Raw genomic sequence first — 14,770 nt, 5'->3', positions numbered from 1 at the left:
CAGCTTTAGGCCAAAAGTCCAAGTTGACGCATGTAACTCATTTGCGTTTCCAGCACACGTGTTGCCAGTTCGTTACCTTTGGTCGCTTTGCGCCATGACTCAACGGCTGTTTTACGCCCTTGTGCAATATCATCCTGATCTAGTGTGATAATTTCCACACCCGCATCTTTGAACTTCTGTAAATATTCGACGTTTGACACCATGATGTTTTGGCGCAAAGAAGAAGAAATTTCACGCGCAGCAACCGCAAGCGCCTGTTTATATTGTTCCGGCAGGGCACCATAGGCGGTCGTATTGGCAACATAGCTTGTGGCGGTTGTCGGCTGATGAACCCCCGGTAAAATGATATACTTTGCGACCTCAGCCAGCCCTTGTTCAAAGTTGGCTTTAATGTCACCACGGTCTGCCAGATCAATCAGACCTTTATCCAAGGCGGAATAAACTTCGCTTGTCGGCAATGGTGCCACAGATACACCCATATCCCCCATCACGCTGCTGGCCAGACCAACAAAACGGCCCTTTTTGCCTTTAAAGTCTGCCAAAGATTTAAGCGGGACTTTTGAATGGATCGGCTCTTCGCCATAAACGGTCGGTGCGATATAGGTCAACCCAGCTGGTGCATAAGCTTCGCGCGCCATATCCAAACCACCCAATTCATAGAACCAAGCCTCAAACTGATCCGGGTCAGGAAAACCAAAAGGAACCGTGGACGTAAAACCAAAAGCCGGAATTTTACCCGCAGCATAACCATCAAACGTTTTCATCATCTGGAAGGCACCGGAACGAACGGCATCAAACGCCTGCGCATTGGGAACCAGTTGCCCCCCTGCGAACAATTTAATTTCGAAATTGCCATCGGTTAAATCAGCAACCCGTTTAACAAACTTTTCTTCATAAATTTGCGGCGTTGTGCCAGCGCCCCATAAGGCTTGCATCCGCCATACAATTTTTTCACCTGCGCTTGCCGGTTTTGCACCTGTCAAAACCGCAGCACCGGCACCCAGGGCCACAGCACCGCCTTTAATCAGATTCCGTCTGCTCACGTCTTTCATAGATCAACTCCACTGTTAAAAATTTAGCTTTTGTAGCACTTCTTTACCGAAAAGCTGGGACACTTTTTAGAATTATTCAAAATGAATAATAAGAACATTTTTATAAGTGACCCCAAATCCCTTGACGGTACGAGTGATTGACAACAGTATGCCGATATAAATTTTTGTTAGACAGGGACAATTATCTTATAATTTTGAGGCACTGTACCATTAAAATTATAGGTACAATTTTAAAGAAATGGCACGGAATATAAACTCTACAAATCTGGTTGAGGCCATCATTAATCGCATCTCAACCATGATTGAAAGCGCAACTTTAAAGCCCGGTACACGGCTACAATCCATTCGTGAAGCCGCCAAAGAGAACGGTGTTTCCAAAAACACAATGGCGGAAGCCTATGACCGTTTGGTCGGCATCGGCTATCTGCGCGCAAAACAGGGAGCTGGCTATTTTGTCATTGGTTCGTGTCGCAATATTGTCCCGGAATCCATCCCTCAACAAAATGAGGCGATCAGTGTCATTTCTCTGCTGCGTCAACAATTGGGGCGCACCTATAAAGTACCTATTGGCGATGGTCGCTTGCCTTATTCATGGATCGAAGATTCCGAAGTTGCCGCTTTTTTCAGAAGTCCCAAATCTTTACGCGACACCAATTTACGTGATGGTTATGGTTCCCCTATGGGATATACCCCTTTGCGCGAACGCATCACCGTCTTGTTATCAGAAAGATCAATTCACGCCGAACCTTCACAAATTCTGCTAACCAACGGGGCCAATCATGCAATGGACCTGATTATTCGTCACATGCTTGTCCCCGGTGACGTGGTTTTTGTGGATGAGCCGGGATATTATCCCCTATTTGGAAAATTAAAATTATCCAATGTGAAAATCGTTGGCATTAAACGATTGGCAGATGGCCCAGACCCAAACGATTTCGCCCAAAAAGCCAACATCCATAAACCAAAAATTTTTTTCACCCAATCACTTGCCCATAACCCGACAGGCGGATCAACCAGCATTGCAACTGCCCACCAAATTTTAATGCTAGCGGAAAAACACAACATACTGGTCGTAGAAGATGACCCGTTTGCAGATGTCCTCCCCCCTTCTACCCCCCGTTTGGCCGCATTGGATCAGTTTAACCGTGTTTTATATATCGGCACATTTTCAAAAACCTTATCGGCAAATCTTCGCGTTGGATATGTCGCAGGAAACCGCGATCTCATCGCCGCCTTATGCGATTTAAAAATGCTGACGGTTGTCAGTTCATCTGAATTTGGTGAACGTCTTGTCTATAACTTAATGGTCAACGGTCATTACGTCAGACATTTACGACGCTTGAAAAAGCGCACCGATAAAGCCCGCAACCAAGCCCTCATTGATTTGGAAAGCATTGGTGCAGAGATCATTGTCCCGCCCACCGGGGGATATTATATCTGGATTAAAAGCCCGCAAGAAGACGACGAATACCAACTGGTACAGTCTGCGATGGAACGCGGCATATTTTTAGCCCCCGGTTCTGTTTTTACACTCGAAGAAACCATCTCACCTTGTGCCATGCGTTTGAATATTGCTCATGCCAGCAATCTGGATTTTCTCGAATTTATGGCAGATCATTTAAAAAATCCCCTTCTCCGAATTGAAGAAGGGGATAAGTAAAGAGTCTCTAGGGGAGAACTCTCGGGAGAAACTATCCTTCCGCCTGATATTGGGAGGAAGGAAATCTATTAAATTTCAGATAAACAGACGTATTTCAGTTCGAGGTAGTCATCCAATCCGAACTTGGAACCTTCACGTCCCAAGCCAGATTGTTTAACCCCGCCAAATGGGGCCGCTTCATTTGAAATCAGGCCTGTATTGACGCCAACCATGCCGTATTCCAATTCCTCAGCCACGCGGAAAACGTTGCTCATATCTTTGGAATAGAAATAAGAGGCCAAACCAAATTCCGTATCATTGGCTTGTTCAATGACATCTTCGGCATCTTTGAATTTAAACAAAGGGGCGACGGGGCCGAACGTTTCTTCACGGGCGACTTTCATCTCTTTGGTGACATTCTTGATGATTGTCGGCTCAAAAAAACTTTTGCCCAAGGCATGACGTTTCCCGCCACACACAATTTCACCGCCTTTGGCAAGCGCATCGGCCACGTGGTCTTCGACTTTTTCAATAGCTTTCATGTCAATCAACGGACCTTGAGCGACACCATCGTCCAAACCATTTCCGACTTTCAGTTCCCGAACCTTGGCCGCCAGTTTTTCAGCAAAGATATCATAGACCCCTTCCTGAACATAAAGACGGTTCGCACAAACGCATGTTTGGCCCGAATTGCGATATTTGGAAATCATCGCACCTTCGACAGCGGCATCCAAGTCTGCATCATCGAAAACAATAAACGGTGCATTACCGCCCAATTCCAATCCCAGCTTTTTGATGGTATCGGAAGATTGTTTCATCAATAAACGACCCACACCGGTCGAACCGGTAAAGGTCACTTTGCGAACCGTATCATTTGCCGTCATTTCCCCGCCAATGGCAACCGGATCACCAATGACACAGTTGATCAAACCTTTCGGAAAGCCCGCTTGTTCCGCCAATTCGCACAAGGCAAGTGCAGACAGCGGGGTTTGTTCTGCCGGTTTCATCAGCGTCGCACATCCAACCGCCAAGGCCGGGGCAATTTTACGGGTAATCATGGCGTTGGGAAAATTCCACGGGGTGATTGAGGCGATCACCCCGATCGGCTGTTTCATCACAACGATACGCTTGTCATCGGATGGGGCCGGAATCGTTTCACCGTAAACGCGCTTGGCTTCCTCGGCATACCATTCAATATAGCTTGCACCATAGGCAATTTCACCACGAGCTTCCGTCAAGGGTTTACCCATTTCGGCCGTGATAATTTGCGCGAGATCTTCCTGATTTTCCATGATCAGGGTGAACCATTTACGAAGAATATTTGAACGTTCTTTCGCCGGGCGACGTTTCCATAGTTTTTGTGCAACACGGGCCGCTTCAATCGCACGTCGTGTTTCTGCGGCACCCATCTTGGGAACAACCGCAATCACTTCGTCCGTCGCAGGGTTGGTCACTTCCAGCGTTTCGCCATTGTCGGCATCCATCCACGCCCCGTCGATATAACCTTTGTCACGCAGGAGTGCTTTGTTGGTCAAGTTCATAAAAATATCTCCCTTTACGCGGCTTGTTTAATGGCAGCAGCAATAATGTTCAGGGCTTCGTCAAAAACTTCATCCTGAATGGTAAGTGGCGGCAAGAAACGGATGCAGTTGCCATAGACACCGCAAGACAGCAAAATCAGACCGTTTTCTTTGGCAAATTTAATGGCGGAAGCCACCATATCTGCGCGCGGGTTCCCGTCTTCGATAAATTCAACAGCAACCATCAAACCTTGACCGCGCACGTCTGCAATTTGGGGAACACCGTCTTTCAATGCGCTCAACATGGCACGTAATTTTTCACCCAAGGCGGTTGTACGTTCATGGAAGGCCGGATCGGACATGATGTCACACACCGCATTCGCCGCCGCAACGGCAACGGCATTACCGGCATATGTTCCGCCCAGACCACCCGGGTTCGGTGCATCCATGATTTCCGCCTTACCAATAACGGCAGAAATTGGCATACCGCCGCCCAATCCTTTGGCAGAGGTCGTCAAGTCGGCTTCAACACCGTAATGTTCCATCGCAAAGAACTTGCCAGTACGCCCAAAACCGCTTTGAACTTCATCAGCAATCATAACAATGCCGTGTTCGTCACAAATGGCGCGGATACGTTCAACAAAATCTTGCGGCGCCGGATAAAAACCGCCTTCGCCTTGTGTCGGCTCAAAAATAATGGCCGCGACATTTTTCGGGGCAATATCGGATTTGAACAAGTTTTCTAATGCCTTGATAGAGGCCTCAACAGAAATGCCATGCACATCATTAGGGAACGGGAAATGGTAAACATCGTTCATCATGGAACCAAAATCCGCCTTATAAGGCATCACCTTGCCTGTCAGGCTCATCCCCATAAATGTCCGGCCGTGGAAACCGCCATTTGTCGCAATCACACCTGTACGCCCTGTGTGGGCGCGTGCAATTTTGATGGCATTTTCAACGGCTTCGGCACCAGTGGAGACAAAAGCTGTTTTTTTCTTGCTGGGACCGGGAACAAACTTGTTCAGTTTTTCCGCCAATTCCACATAGTTTTCATAAGGTGTGACCTGGTGACAGGTATGGGTGAAGGCTGCGACCTGTTTTTCAATTGCGGCTGTGACTTGGGGGTTACGGTGTCCTGTATTGCAGACCCCGATCCCGGCACCAAAATCAATAAAGCGACGACCTTCTACATCCCAGATTTCCGCATTTTCCGCACGTTCCGCAAAGAAATCCGTGATAAAGCCGACGCCGCGCGAAATCGCATCAATACGACGTTCCAGGAGATTTGCATTGTTAGCCATTTTAGTACCTCTATTCTTTCCAAAGTAGGTCTTGGGCAGGCAAAGGGGGGGGCCATATGCATCCCTTGCATACCGTTATTCGTTTAATTGTGTGAAAACCGTAGGTGACGGTTAAATCTGTAAAAGCATTTGACGTTAATCCTCGCGAATGACGAAAACCGAACAATGGGCATGACGGACAACCCGTTCCGCATTTGATCCGATAAAGTAGCTGGAAATACCCGGTTTCTGTGCCATCAAGATAATGGCATCCACACCAAGTTCTTCTGCCGTTTCAACAATTTGATCATGGGCTGTACCTTCCCTGCACAAACTGCCCCCTTTAAGGTTCTTGGGAAGTTTATTCAGGAATACATCAATTTTTTTGACCGCATCCCCTTGATGGTCCATCACATTTTTTTTGCTTAAATGCGGATAGCCTGCCCGATGGATCAGGCTTTGATCCACATAAAGCATGTGAATTTCCGCCTCTTCATTGTTGGCAATGGCAACCGCAACTTTGATCTGTTCCTCAATTTGTTCTTCATGGGCCAAATCAACCGGTAACAAAATTTTCTTAAAAACAGCCATTTCGCTATCCCATCACCAAGTTAGGCAACCATAAAACGATTTGTGGAAAGACCATACACAGGATCAAAACAATCAAGTTAAGCGCAATAAACGGCGTGACCGACTTGTAAATTTCGGACATACCGATTTCCGGCGGTGCAATGCCTTTTAGATAGAACAAAGCAAATCCATAAGGCGGTGTTTGAACGGCAATCAGGATATTCAGGATCATCAGCACCCCAAACCAGATCGGATCATACCCCAAGGAAACAGCAATCGGTGTAAACAGCGGCGCGCACATTAAAACAATGATGAATTCATCAATGATAAAGCCCAACAGCAGCATGATGATCTGGAACATGATAATGATCATAATCGGCGGCAAATCCAGCGTGCCGGTAAAATCGGCAACCATGCTTTGTACGCCCATCAACAAATGGAAGTTGCTGAAAACCGATGCACCGAAAATAATCCACATGGCAACACTGACCAAAGTCCCAGTCTGAAAACCCGCAGATAAAAACATATCCGCTTTAAAACGCTTAAACAGGATCGCCAGAATAATCGCACCGACTACACCAACCGCACCGGACTCCGTCGGTGTTGCAATCCCCGTGATGATACTGCCCAACACAACAAAGATCAGCAGCATGGAACAAAAACCATCCCGGATGATTTTAAAACGTTCTTTCCCCGTTGGTTTGACAAAATCAAGATCGTCTGTGTCTTTAGGTGCGCGTTCCGGGTTGATCCAACAGCTGATAATCACATAAAGCATCATTAGAACAACGGTCAGCAAGGCAGGCATCATCGCCCCCAAGAACATGCGACCAACGGAATTCTGGGTCGAAGCGGCAAACATGATCATGGGAATGCTCGGCGGGATCAGGATGCCCAATCCACCACCAGCCATAATCACACCAAGGGCGAGACGTTTGTTATAGCCGCGTTCCAACATAGGGCGCAGGGCAATACTGCCCGATGTCATAATCCCGGCCCCGATGATACCGACCATCGCGCCGATCATGGAACACACCCCGATAACACTGAGGGCAAGAGAACCACGCAAACGCCCGATTAACATTTGAGAGAAATTGAACATGGCATCGCCAATGCCCGATTTCGTCAACAGTTGCCCCATGTAGATATAAAGCGGGATCGCCAATAGAATAAAACTGAAATAAGTGGCCTCAATTGTCGTTGGCAGAACGTTAAAGATACCTTCGCCCCAAACGAAATAGCCAACAACCATTGCAATACCACCCAAGGCTAAACCAACAGGGGCACCAATGGCGAAGAAAATCAGAATACAGCCCAATAAGACCAGTGTTAAAAGCTCAATTCCCATCATCGACCTCCTCAAGCAATGCCTGCCCGGTTGACAGGAAATAAACATCAACAATCAAATCTTTGATCAGTTGTGCGATAAAGAGGGACGCGGCAACGCAGCCCATAACCCAAAAATGAAACATCGGCGGGGCCCATTCACTTTGGCGGCGATAATCAAATTCAATCGCTTCTTCAAATTTGCCGAAGCAGGTATAAACAATCAGCACCAAGAAGAAGATCCCCAACACATAGGCCACAATGTTAAAGACACTTCGGGTTTGATGAGAGACCTGTAGATAAAGAATATCAACGTTGATATGAGCTTTTTTCTGTTGTGCATAAGCACCACCCAGCGCGGCAATATAGCCAAACAGGAAGAGTGATGTATCGAAGGCCCAAACGGTCGGTTTATTCAAAACATAGCGGGAGAAAACCTCGGACGCTACGATGAGAGCCAACACCGGCATAAGCAAGGCGGCCATTTTACCTGTAAGTGCAACAAGCCAATCGATAAATGTGCAAAAGCTCCTTAGAAGATTGGAAAATTTCATAAATTTTATCGTAAACCGGGCTGCCGACAAATGTGGACAGCCCGGTTACCTCCATAGGGACCTATTATTTTTGCGCGCGCAGAACGTCGATCAACTCTTTGCTGAATTTGTCTTTTGCGGAATATTCGTCCCACAGGCCAGCACCAGCTTCTGCCCATGCTTGGCGGTCGGCTTCAGACGGTTCAGGGCTCCATTTCAGGCCTTTACCTTCCATTTCCGTAACCGCTTCGGCTTCCCATTTGCGTGACAGGCGCAGTTGGTCTTCTGCGTGTTTCTCCGTTGCCTTGCGTACAACATCTTTGAGATCGTCAGGTAATTTTTTCCATGCATTGCGGTTTACAACGATCGGCAAAACCTGTGCACCGGCCAGCGGCAGTTTGTACATGTATTTTGCGACTTCGACATGGTTACCGTCACGGTGATCAATCATGTTGGAACCGATGGAGCCATCAATCACACCTGTTGCCAAACTTGTGTAAATCTCACTCCATGCCAAAGATACCGGAGAGGCACCCAAGTTACGCAGGAACTTACCATAAGCCCCCGGCGCACGGATTTTCAACCCTTTGAAATCTTCGATAGAATTGATCGGTTTTTTGGTCAAAACATAAACCGCCGGCTGAATATAGGGCTCCAACCATGTCATGCCTTGTGAACCATAGGCTTTGGTCAGGATTTTATCCCAACCCTGATTGTGGAACAGGTCTTGTAATTTTGCAGGATCATCTGTACCACCGGGCAGGCCGATTTCAACAACACCTGCAGGCAGTTCACCGGCATGCATAGATTGGAACGGTGCGCCCATTGTCACGAGGCCGGATTTCACAGCACCCAACAGGCCGCTGGTCCCCACACCTTCGCCTGAAAAGAGAACTTGAACTTTAATACGCCCGTTTGAACCTTCTTCGATGTTCTTAGCGAGGCTTTCATACACTTCACCAAACGCCGTACCGCGACCATAAAGGTTGCTGAAGCGCCAGTTAAATTCCGCTGCGTCTGCATTTACTGCGAAAGTCGAGACGCCCATTGCCAGCGCCATTGCCGATGCGAATAATTTCTTTTTAATCCCTGTTAGCATTACTGCCCTCATAAAGTGAAAAGTTCATAGATTACGAAGAAATGATTCCACGTCGGAAATTTTGCTTAAATCTCTATTCTCCAATCTTTACGTTTAACTTTTTTTACGTATAATTGACATTTGATACCAATAAAACAAACATTAAGTACAAAACTTGCTCGAACACGATTGATTTTGAATGAAAAATAAACCGATCGGCCCCATTGGCGACCATGAAATTAAGCAGCTCAAAATTTTCAAAACAGTTGCCGAATGCGAAGGTTTCGCTGCTGCCGAAGCCAAATTAAATATCAGCCGTCCTTCTATCAGCAACCATATTGCCGCGCTGGAAGCCCGGTTGAATATGAAATTATGCAAAAGAGGACGCGGTGGCTTTTCCTTAACAGACGAAGGCGCCATCGTTTATGAACAGACCTGCCAGCTGTTAAATCAGATTTCAAAATTCAGAAGTGCCGTCAACAATCTGGTGGGTTCCCCTGCCGGAACCCTGAAAATCGCCCTGACAGATAGCCTCGCAACCGACCAGCGTTGCCAACTCGCTGATATTATAAGGCAATTTTCCGCCGTGGCCCCTAGTGTCAAACTTCATTTCGATGTCGAAGAAATGACAGAAATGGAAAACAAAATCCTCAACAACCAGATTGATATTGCCATCATTCCCTATCACCGCAAAATTTACGGTATTGAGTATTTCCACCTTTTCACCGACAGGCACTATCTTTATTGCGGCGAAGGTCATGCTTTATTTGATTTACCCGAAAAGGAAATCACCCGGGAAAAATTAAACCAATATGATCTGGTCCATGCGGGATTAACCCCGCATATGGAAGTTTATAAACAATTTTTTGATATGAAAGCCTCTGCCGTATCGTACTTTTTTGAAGCGCGTATTCCTTTGCTTCTTTCCGGGCAATATATCGGCTTTTTACCGGAAGCCTACGCCCAGCCCTATGTCGAAAGCGGTCAATTAAAAGTCATTGGAAAATCAATCAAAAGCTTCCCCTTAGGTGTTGCTGTTATTTCAAAAGTCACCGCCCAACCCAGCCTGGCTCGCGATATGTTTATTAATATCATCAAGAAAACGCACGAACTCAACGAGCAGATCCCCCCTTATTAAAAAGAAACCTTCTTTGCATCTGTGAATATTGCAAAGAAGGTTATCTTCTATCAGGACGAAACGGGTTCAAATCCGTCGAGTACGTTTTTACCAATCACTCGACCACTTTCCTGAAGGCGGTGCGCTTCAATTAATGTACCGACACTGATGGGGCCTAGATTATTGGTCACCGTGGATACCAAAATTCCCTTATCAATCAAATCTGCGATACGATTAAGCAATTGATGTTGTTGATCCATATCATCCGTTTGAAACATCGAACGTGTAAACATAAACTCCCAGCTAAAGCTCAGTGCCTTTAACTTACCTGCCTTGATATCCAAATTTTCCGGATCATCAATAAAAGCGACATGTCCGCGTGGTTTAATCAAATCAATAATGGCATCAAAATGCCCATCCGTCCCAGTCAATGCGGCGACATAACGTGGCTCCTGCCCCAATTCTTTGACCTGCGCGGCCAAAGGTTGGCGATGGTCTACCACATAATCGGCTCCCATTCTTTGTACCCATTGCACAGTTTCCGGGCGCGATGCGGTTGCAATAACGCTTAATTTTGTCAGTTGTTTGACCAGTTGAATGAGGATGGAACCAACGCCCCCAGCCCCACCAATAATAAGGATGCTATCACCTTCGCCCTCATGTTCCTTGACTTGAAGGCTCTCAAACAACAATTCCCATGCTGTGATGGACGTTAACGGCAATCCGGCAGCCTCGGCAAAGTCAAGCGTGTCAGGCTTTTTACCAACGATGCGTTCATCCACCACATGCAGTGCCGAATTGGTCCCTGCCCGGGTCAAATCACCAGCATAAAAAACCTCATCCCCCACTTTAAATTTACTGACGGCACTGCCAACTTGCTTCACAACCCCGGCCGCATCAAACCCTAGGATTTTAGGTGTGTCTTCCGGCTGCGCTCTTTCCCGAACCTTTGTATCAACGGGATTAACCGACACACCACGCACCTCAACCAATAGATCGTGCGAACCGATATCCGGTGTTTCTGTTTCAAATTCAACAAAATCAGCCGCTTCGATCGCGCCTGCTGTTTTATATCCGATTGCTTTCATTATCTGTCTCTTTTCACGTTACAATTTTCAGCTCATTAATCTGCAAGATGTGTCATCTCATTCAGTCTAAATTCATCCACATTACCTTCTGTAGCTGTCTTGTAATGCGCTAAATGTTTGCTCGCCAGATGCTGTTGCCACATGGTGCGGGACTGCCAGTTTTCATAAAACATAAAATAGGCTGGATTATCCCGGTCTTGATGAAGGTCGTATTGTAAACACCCTTCTTCTACACAGGTTGGCGCAATAAGCTTTTCCAGCTCGGCCTTAACCTGTTCGATTTTATCCACTTTTGCCGTTATATGGGCCACAATGGTAAGTTTTGACATGTACGTGCTCCTTATGAACTGTGAAGCAGAACATATCAAATTCGATATTTTTTAATAATTACAAATATATTGAAATTATAATTCTGTTATCTCGAATAATAAAATCGGCACATCTTTCAAGATCACTTCCGAATTTTCATCACCGCCCAGAAAAGCCGTTATGTCCTTGTAATTGCCTCCAGTGACTTTTACAGCATGGGCTGAATATGCAGACAGCGAGCCTACACCGACGCTCGTTTCCACCTCTGCTGTATCCATATAAAAATACGGGCACCCAAGGATAAAGCGTTCCTATCGATCTACCTTCGCCTAAAGGACACAGGCATACCCAGTAAAACACAAAAAAGCAGCTCCTTTTCTTCTCACAAGGAAAGGAGCTGCCCATCTATAAAGTCATTGCGACTTCCATCGACAACAAAAAAATAATGAAAGTTATCAGATTTCGATCTTAACTACTCTTTCTTCATTTCTTCTTTCATTTCGTCTTTCATTTCTTCTTTCATTTCTTCCTTAGACTTCTTTTTGTCTGCTTCTTCCTGAGATACGGTAGAAACCGTACTATCCAAAACCTGTTGTACACTTTCTACCGTCGGAGACTTAGCTTGTGCACTAGACAGTGCAAAAGTCAAAATAGCCATACTGAATAGGCTGAGAAGGGCTGTTTTCATGCTGGTCGGCTCCTTGTTACATTATGCTTTAGTATAAAAGATTTTACTGAACTTGTCCATCAAAGCGCAAAATAAGTAACCTATTTCATCAACTTTTTGGTATAATGGTTTTGACGCTAAATCTGCAGTTATCTTCTAAAGAGCCAATAACACGCAAATGGGAGTTTAAGGGAAAATGATTAGTCGTAGAAAATTTTTAACCTCGACTGCGATCACAACAGCTGGTGCTGTTCTGGCCAGTAACGCAGCCTTGGCTCAGTTTATGCCGCCTTCTGTTATTACTCAAACCGTTACATCCTCCATTACAGATGCGATTAACAGCTCCCTTAGCCTTGTTGTAAACGCGCATGCAACTGTGGATTTGCAAAAAATCACGGCAATCAATGCCATCACTTCTGGTAAAGTCTCAAGCGTACGGGATAAAAAACATATGTTAAAGGCCCATGATGATGGGTCCGTGACTATTTGGGACCTGGATCAGGGGCGTCAAGTCAAAAAGGTGGATAATCTCCATCAAGCACCTGTCACCACCATTGCCATGTCCGAACATAATGCAACGGCTCTCAGTGCGGCAGAAGATGGCTCTCTCAGCGTTATCAATGCCAGCAGCGGTCAAGCAAAAGGTAATTGGAAACCGCAGACCAATACCAAGCCGACAGCCGTCGCGGTTTCAAACAAAAGCACAAAAGCAGCGGTTGCAATGGAAGACGGCAGTTTGGTCATCGTTGATACGGAAAAACCAGAACAAGCCGTTCAAACAAAAGTTTCCAAAAGCCAGCTCAAGGCTGTTTCCCTGTCCAACGATGGTAAAACGGTACTTGCCGGGCGCAATGACGGTAAAATCACAATTGTAGACAGCACCAGTAACAAGGCAATCAAAACCGTCAAAGCCCATAAATCTGAAGTCACCCATATTCAGGCTCTGAAAGATGATAGCGGCTATATCACAACATCAAGCGACGGCACCGTCAAAAAATGGAATGCCGATTTCAGCAAAACCATCAGCGAAGTCAACACGGGCGCTCCCATAGCTCAAGCCAATGTCAGTGACGACGGCACCAAAGTAGCAACAGCTTCCCCCGATGGTCAGGTCAAGATTAACGACATCCAGACAAAAACAACCATCGCAGAAATCAAAAATAGCGAAGAAGTCAAATCGGTTGAATTCGGTATGAGTGACAATGTCGTTCATATTGCCAGCAAGGATGGAACCTCGCGCATTTTAGATGCCAACAAAGGTAAGGAAACCGCCCGTGTTGTTGTAACCAAGCAAGACGGATGGGCCGCGCTGGATGTTGAAACCGGCGGATTTGAAGGTGATGGTGATGCCTTAACGGCTGTGAAATGGGAAAATGACGATATCTCGCTGGATATGGACCAGTTTGGGGAAAGCCATATGGAACCGGGTGTTCTCGCCATGGCATCCGCAAGTGAAGCCCCGGCAACCGTTCAGGAACGCCCAAAATTATCCGTTTCCTTTGCAACCCCGCCCGAAGTCGCCATTGCCAGCCCCAGCTCCGATGAAAACACCGATGACGATGAATTTGAAGTCAGTGTTCAGGCCGCTGATTTAGGCGGCGGTGTCAAAGAAATCCGTCTTTATCAAAACGGTAAACTGGTTGCCAAACATATGCCCGATGAAGGTGACGCCGAAGATAAGGTTTACAGCCACGACTTCGAAATTAAATTGGCACCGGGTAAAAACGATTTGCGCGCCATCGCGCTAAGCAAAGATGCGATTGAAAGTAAACCTGCCAAAGTGAAAATCGCCTATAGCGGTGCGGAACTAAAAAGCGTGCTGCATGTTGCTGCCATCGGCATTAATGATTACCGTAACCCGGCCCTGTCCTTAAATTACGGGGTGCCGGATGCAATCGGCATTAAGGATTTCTTTGAAAAACAACCGAAAAAGCTGTTTAAAGATATCCGCACCACCGCTGTTTTTGATAAACAGGCCACCAAATCCGGCATTAAAGCCGCCTTGATGTCGATTAAAGAGGACGCCAAACCCGAAGATGTCGTTTTGATCTATCTGGCTGGGCATGGCGATACCTTGGGCGAAAGCTGGTATTTCATGCCTTATGATGTCACCTATCCCGAACGACCAGATCATGTGCGTGAAAAAGGCATTCCGTCATCCGAACTGGAAGCCTGGGTTGCCGAAATCCCGGCCCAAAAAGTCGTTATGCTAATGGATAGCTGTAAATCTGGCGCCGCCGTTGCCAAGACACGCGGTTTTGAAGAACGTAAAGCCTTAAGCCGCCTGTCCCGGACCTCTGGTATTCATGTTATTGCGGGGGCCGCGAAAGAACAGTTTGCTGTTGAATTAACGGACTTGGGACATGGTGCCTTCACCTACACCATTTTGGAAGCTTTAAACGGTGGTGGTGTCAACCCACGCAAAAACGACGGTTTGGTATCAATACGCGGACTATCGCGCTTCATTGAAGACCGTTTGCCTGAACTCAGCGAAGAGGGGGGCCGTGAACCTCAATTCCCGGTCATCAGTTCACGCGGACAAGACTTCCCATTGGCCGTTAAAGTCTAAGGCATATGCGTTTGCATAA

14 protein-coding genes are annotated in these 14,770 nt (G+C 46.5%); 3 read left to right on the top strand and 11 right to left on the bottom strand.

Going from position 1 to position 14,770, the window contains the following annotated elements; all coding sequences use genetic code 11:
• Positions 1-5: 5 nt before the first annotated feature.
• A complete protein-coding gene (gene dctP / locus ACI0FF_RS07030) occupies positions 6-1,052 on the bottom strand; it encodes a TRAP transporter substrate-binding protein DctP (RefSeq protein ID WP_419799403.1) in 1,047 nt (348 codons plus the stop codon).
• A gap of 238 nt (positions 1,053-1,290) precedes the next feature.
• Between dctP and ACI0FF_RS07025 the strand changes: the two genes are divergently transcribed.
• A complete protein-coding gene (locus tag ACI0FF_RS07025) occupies positions 1,291-2,712 on the top strand; it encodes a PLP-dependent aminotransferase family protein (RefSeq protein WP_419799402.1) in 1,422 nt (473 codons plus the stop codon).
• Positions 2,713-2,780: 68 nt separating this feature from the next.
• Here ACI0FF_RS07025 and ACI0FF_RS07020 read toward each other — a convergent pair whose 3' ends face one another.
• From ACI0FF_RS07020 to ACI0FF_RS06995, 6 genes are all read right to left on the bottom strand, one after another.
• Positions 2,781-4,232: an NAD-dependent succinate-semialdehyde dehydrogenase gene (locus tag ACI0FF_RS07020; RefSeq protein ID WP_419799401.1), complete on the bottom strand. Its 1,452-nt coding sequence runs from the start codon at positions 4,230-4,232 to the stop codon at positions 2,781-2,783.
• 14 nt (positions 4,233-4,246) lie between these two features.
• Positions 4,247-5,515 (bottom strand): 4-aminobutyrate--2-oxoglutarate transaminase, encoded by a 1,269-nt coding sequence (gene gabT, locus ACI0FF_RS07015; protein ID WP_419799400.1) that lies wholly within the window; start codon positions 5,513-5,515, stop codon positions 4,247-4,249.
• Positions 5,516-5,650: 135 nt separating this feature from the next.
• Positions 5,651-6,085: a universal stress protein gene (locus ACI0FF_RS07010; protein ID WP_419799399.1), complete on the bottom strand. Its 435-nt coding sequence runs from the start codon at positions 6,083-6,085 to the stop codon at positions 5,651-5,653.
• Between the two features lie 4 nt (positions 6,086-6,089).
• Positions 6,090-7,415, bottom strand: coding sequence for a TRAP transporter large permease (locus ACI0FF_RS07005; RefSeq protein ID WP_419799398.1), 1,326 nt, complete (start codon positions 7,413-7,415; stop codon positions 6,090-6,092).
• Complete coding sequence (locus ACI0FF_RS07000) at positions 7,402-7,944, bottom strand: TRAP transporter small permease subunit (protein ID WP_419799397.1); 543 nt, start codon at positions 7,942-7,944, stop codon at positions 7,402-7,404. The genes ACI0FF_RS07005 and ACI0FF_RS07000 overlap by 14 nt, the downstream gene beginning before the upstream one ends.
• A gap of 64 nt (positions 7,945-8,008) precedes the next feature.
• The gene (locus ACI0FF_RS06995) at positions 8,009-9,022 is read right to left on the bottom strand and encodes a TRAP transporter substrate-binding protein (RefSeq protein ID WP_419799396.1); all 1,014 of its coding nucleotides are present in this window, start codon (positions 9,020-9,022) and stop codon (positions 8,009-8,011) included.
• Between the two features lie 178 nt (positions 9,023-9,200).
• Here ACI0FF_RS06995 and ACI0FF_RS06990 point away from each other — a divergent pair, with 178 nt between their 5' ends.
• A complete protein-coding gene (locus ACI0FF_RS06990; protein WP_419799395.1) occupies positions 9,201-10,139 on the top strand; it encodes a LysR family transcriptional regulator in 939 nt (312 codons plus the stop codon).
• Positions 10,140-10,189: 50 nt separating this feature from the next.
• Here ACI0FF_RS06990 and ACI0FF_RS06985 read toward each other — a convergent pair whose 3' ends face one another.
• From ACI0FF_RS06985 to ACI0FF_RS06970, 4 genes are all read right to left on the bottom strand, one after another.
• Positions 10,190-11,206 carry a zinc-binding alcohol dehydrogenase family protein gene (locus ACI0FF_RS06985; RefSeq protein WP_419799394.1) on the bottom strand — a complete coding sequence of 339 codons (1,017 nt, stop codon included), beginning with the start codon at positions 11,204-11,206 and terminating at the stop codon, positions 10,190-10,192.
• A gap of 35 nt (positions 11,207-11,241) precedes the next feature.
• Positions 11,242-11,535: a putative quinol monooxygenase gene (locus ACI0FF_RS06980; RefSeq protein ID WP_419799393.1), complete on the bottom strand. Its 294-nt coding sequence runs from the start codon at positions 11,533-11,535 to the stop codon at positions 11,242-11,244.
• Positions 11,536-11,610: 75 nt separating this feature from the next.
• Positions 11,611-11,793 (bottom strand): hypothetical protein, encoded by a 183-nt coding sequence (locus ACI0FF_RS06975; protein ID WP_419799392.1) that lies wholly within the window; start codon positions 11,791-11,793, stop codon positions 11,611-11,613.
• 194 nt (positions 11,794-11,987) lie between these two features.
• The gene (locus ACI0FF_RS06970) at positions 11,988-12,203 is read right to left on the bottom strand and encodes a hypothetical protein (RefSeq protein WP_419799391.1); all 216 of its coding nucleotides are present in this window, start codon (positions 12,201-12,203) and stop codon (positions 11,988-11,990) included.
• A gap of 175 nt (positions 12,204-12,378) precedes the next feature.
• Here ACI0FF_RS06970 and ACI0FF_RS06965 point away from each other — a divergent pair, with 175 nt between their 5' ends.
• On the top strand, positions 12,379-14,751 hold the full coding sequence (locus ACI0FF_RS06965; protein WP_419799390.1) for an Ig-like domain-containing protein: 2,373 nt from the start codon (positions 12,379-12,381) through the stop codon (positions 14,749-14,751).
• The last annotated feature ends 19 nt before the right edge of the window (positions 14,752-14,770 follow it).

It is taken from the genome of Terasakiella sp. 4MB5A (assembly GCF_050058155.1).
GTDB classification, from domain to species: Bacteria; Pseudomonadota; Alphaproteobacteria; order Rhodospirillales; family Terasakiellaceae; genus Terasakiella; species Terasakiella halodenitrificans.
This window is presented reverse-complemented; position numbering and strand designations above follow the sequence as displayed.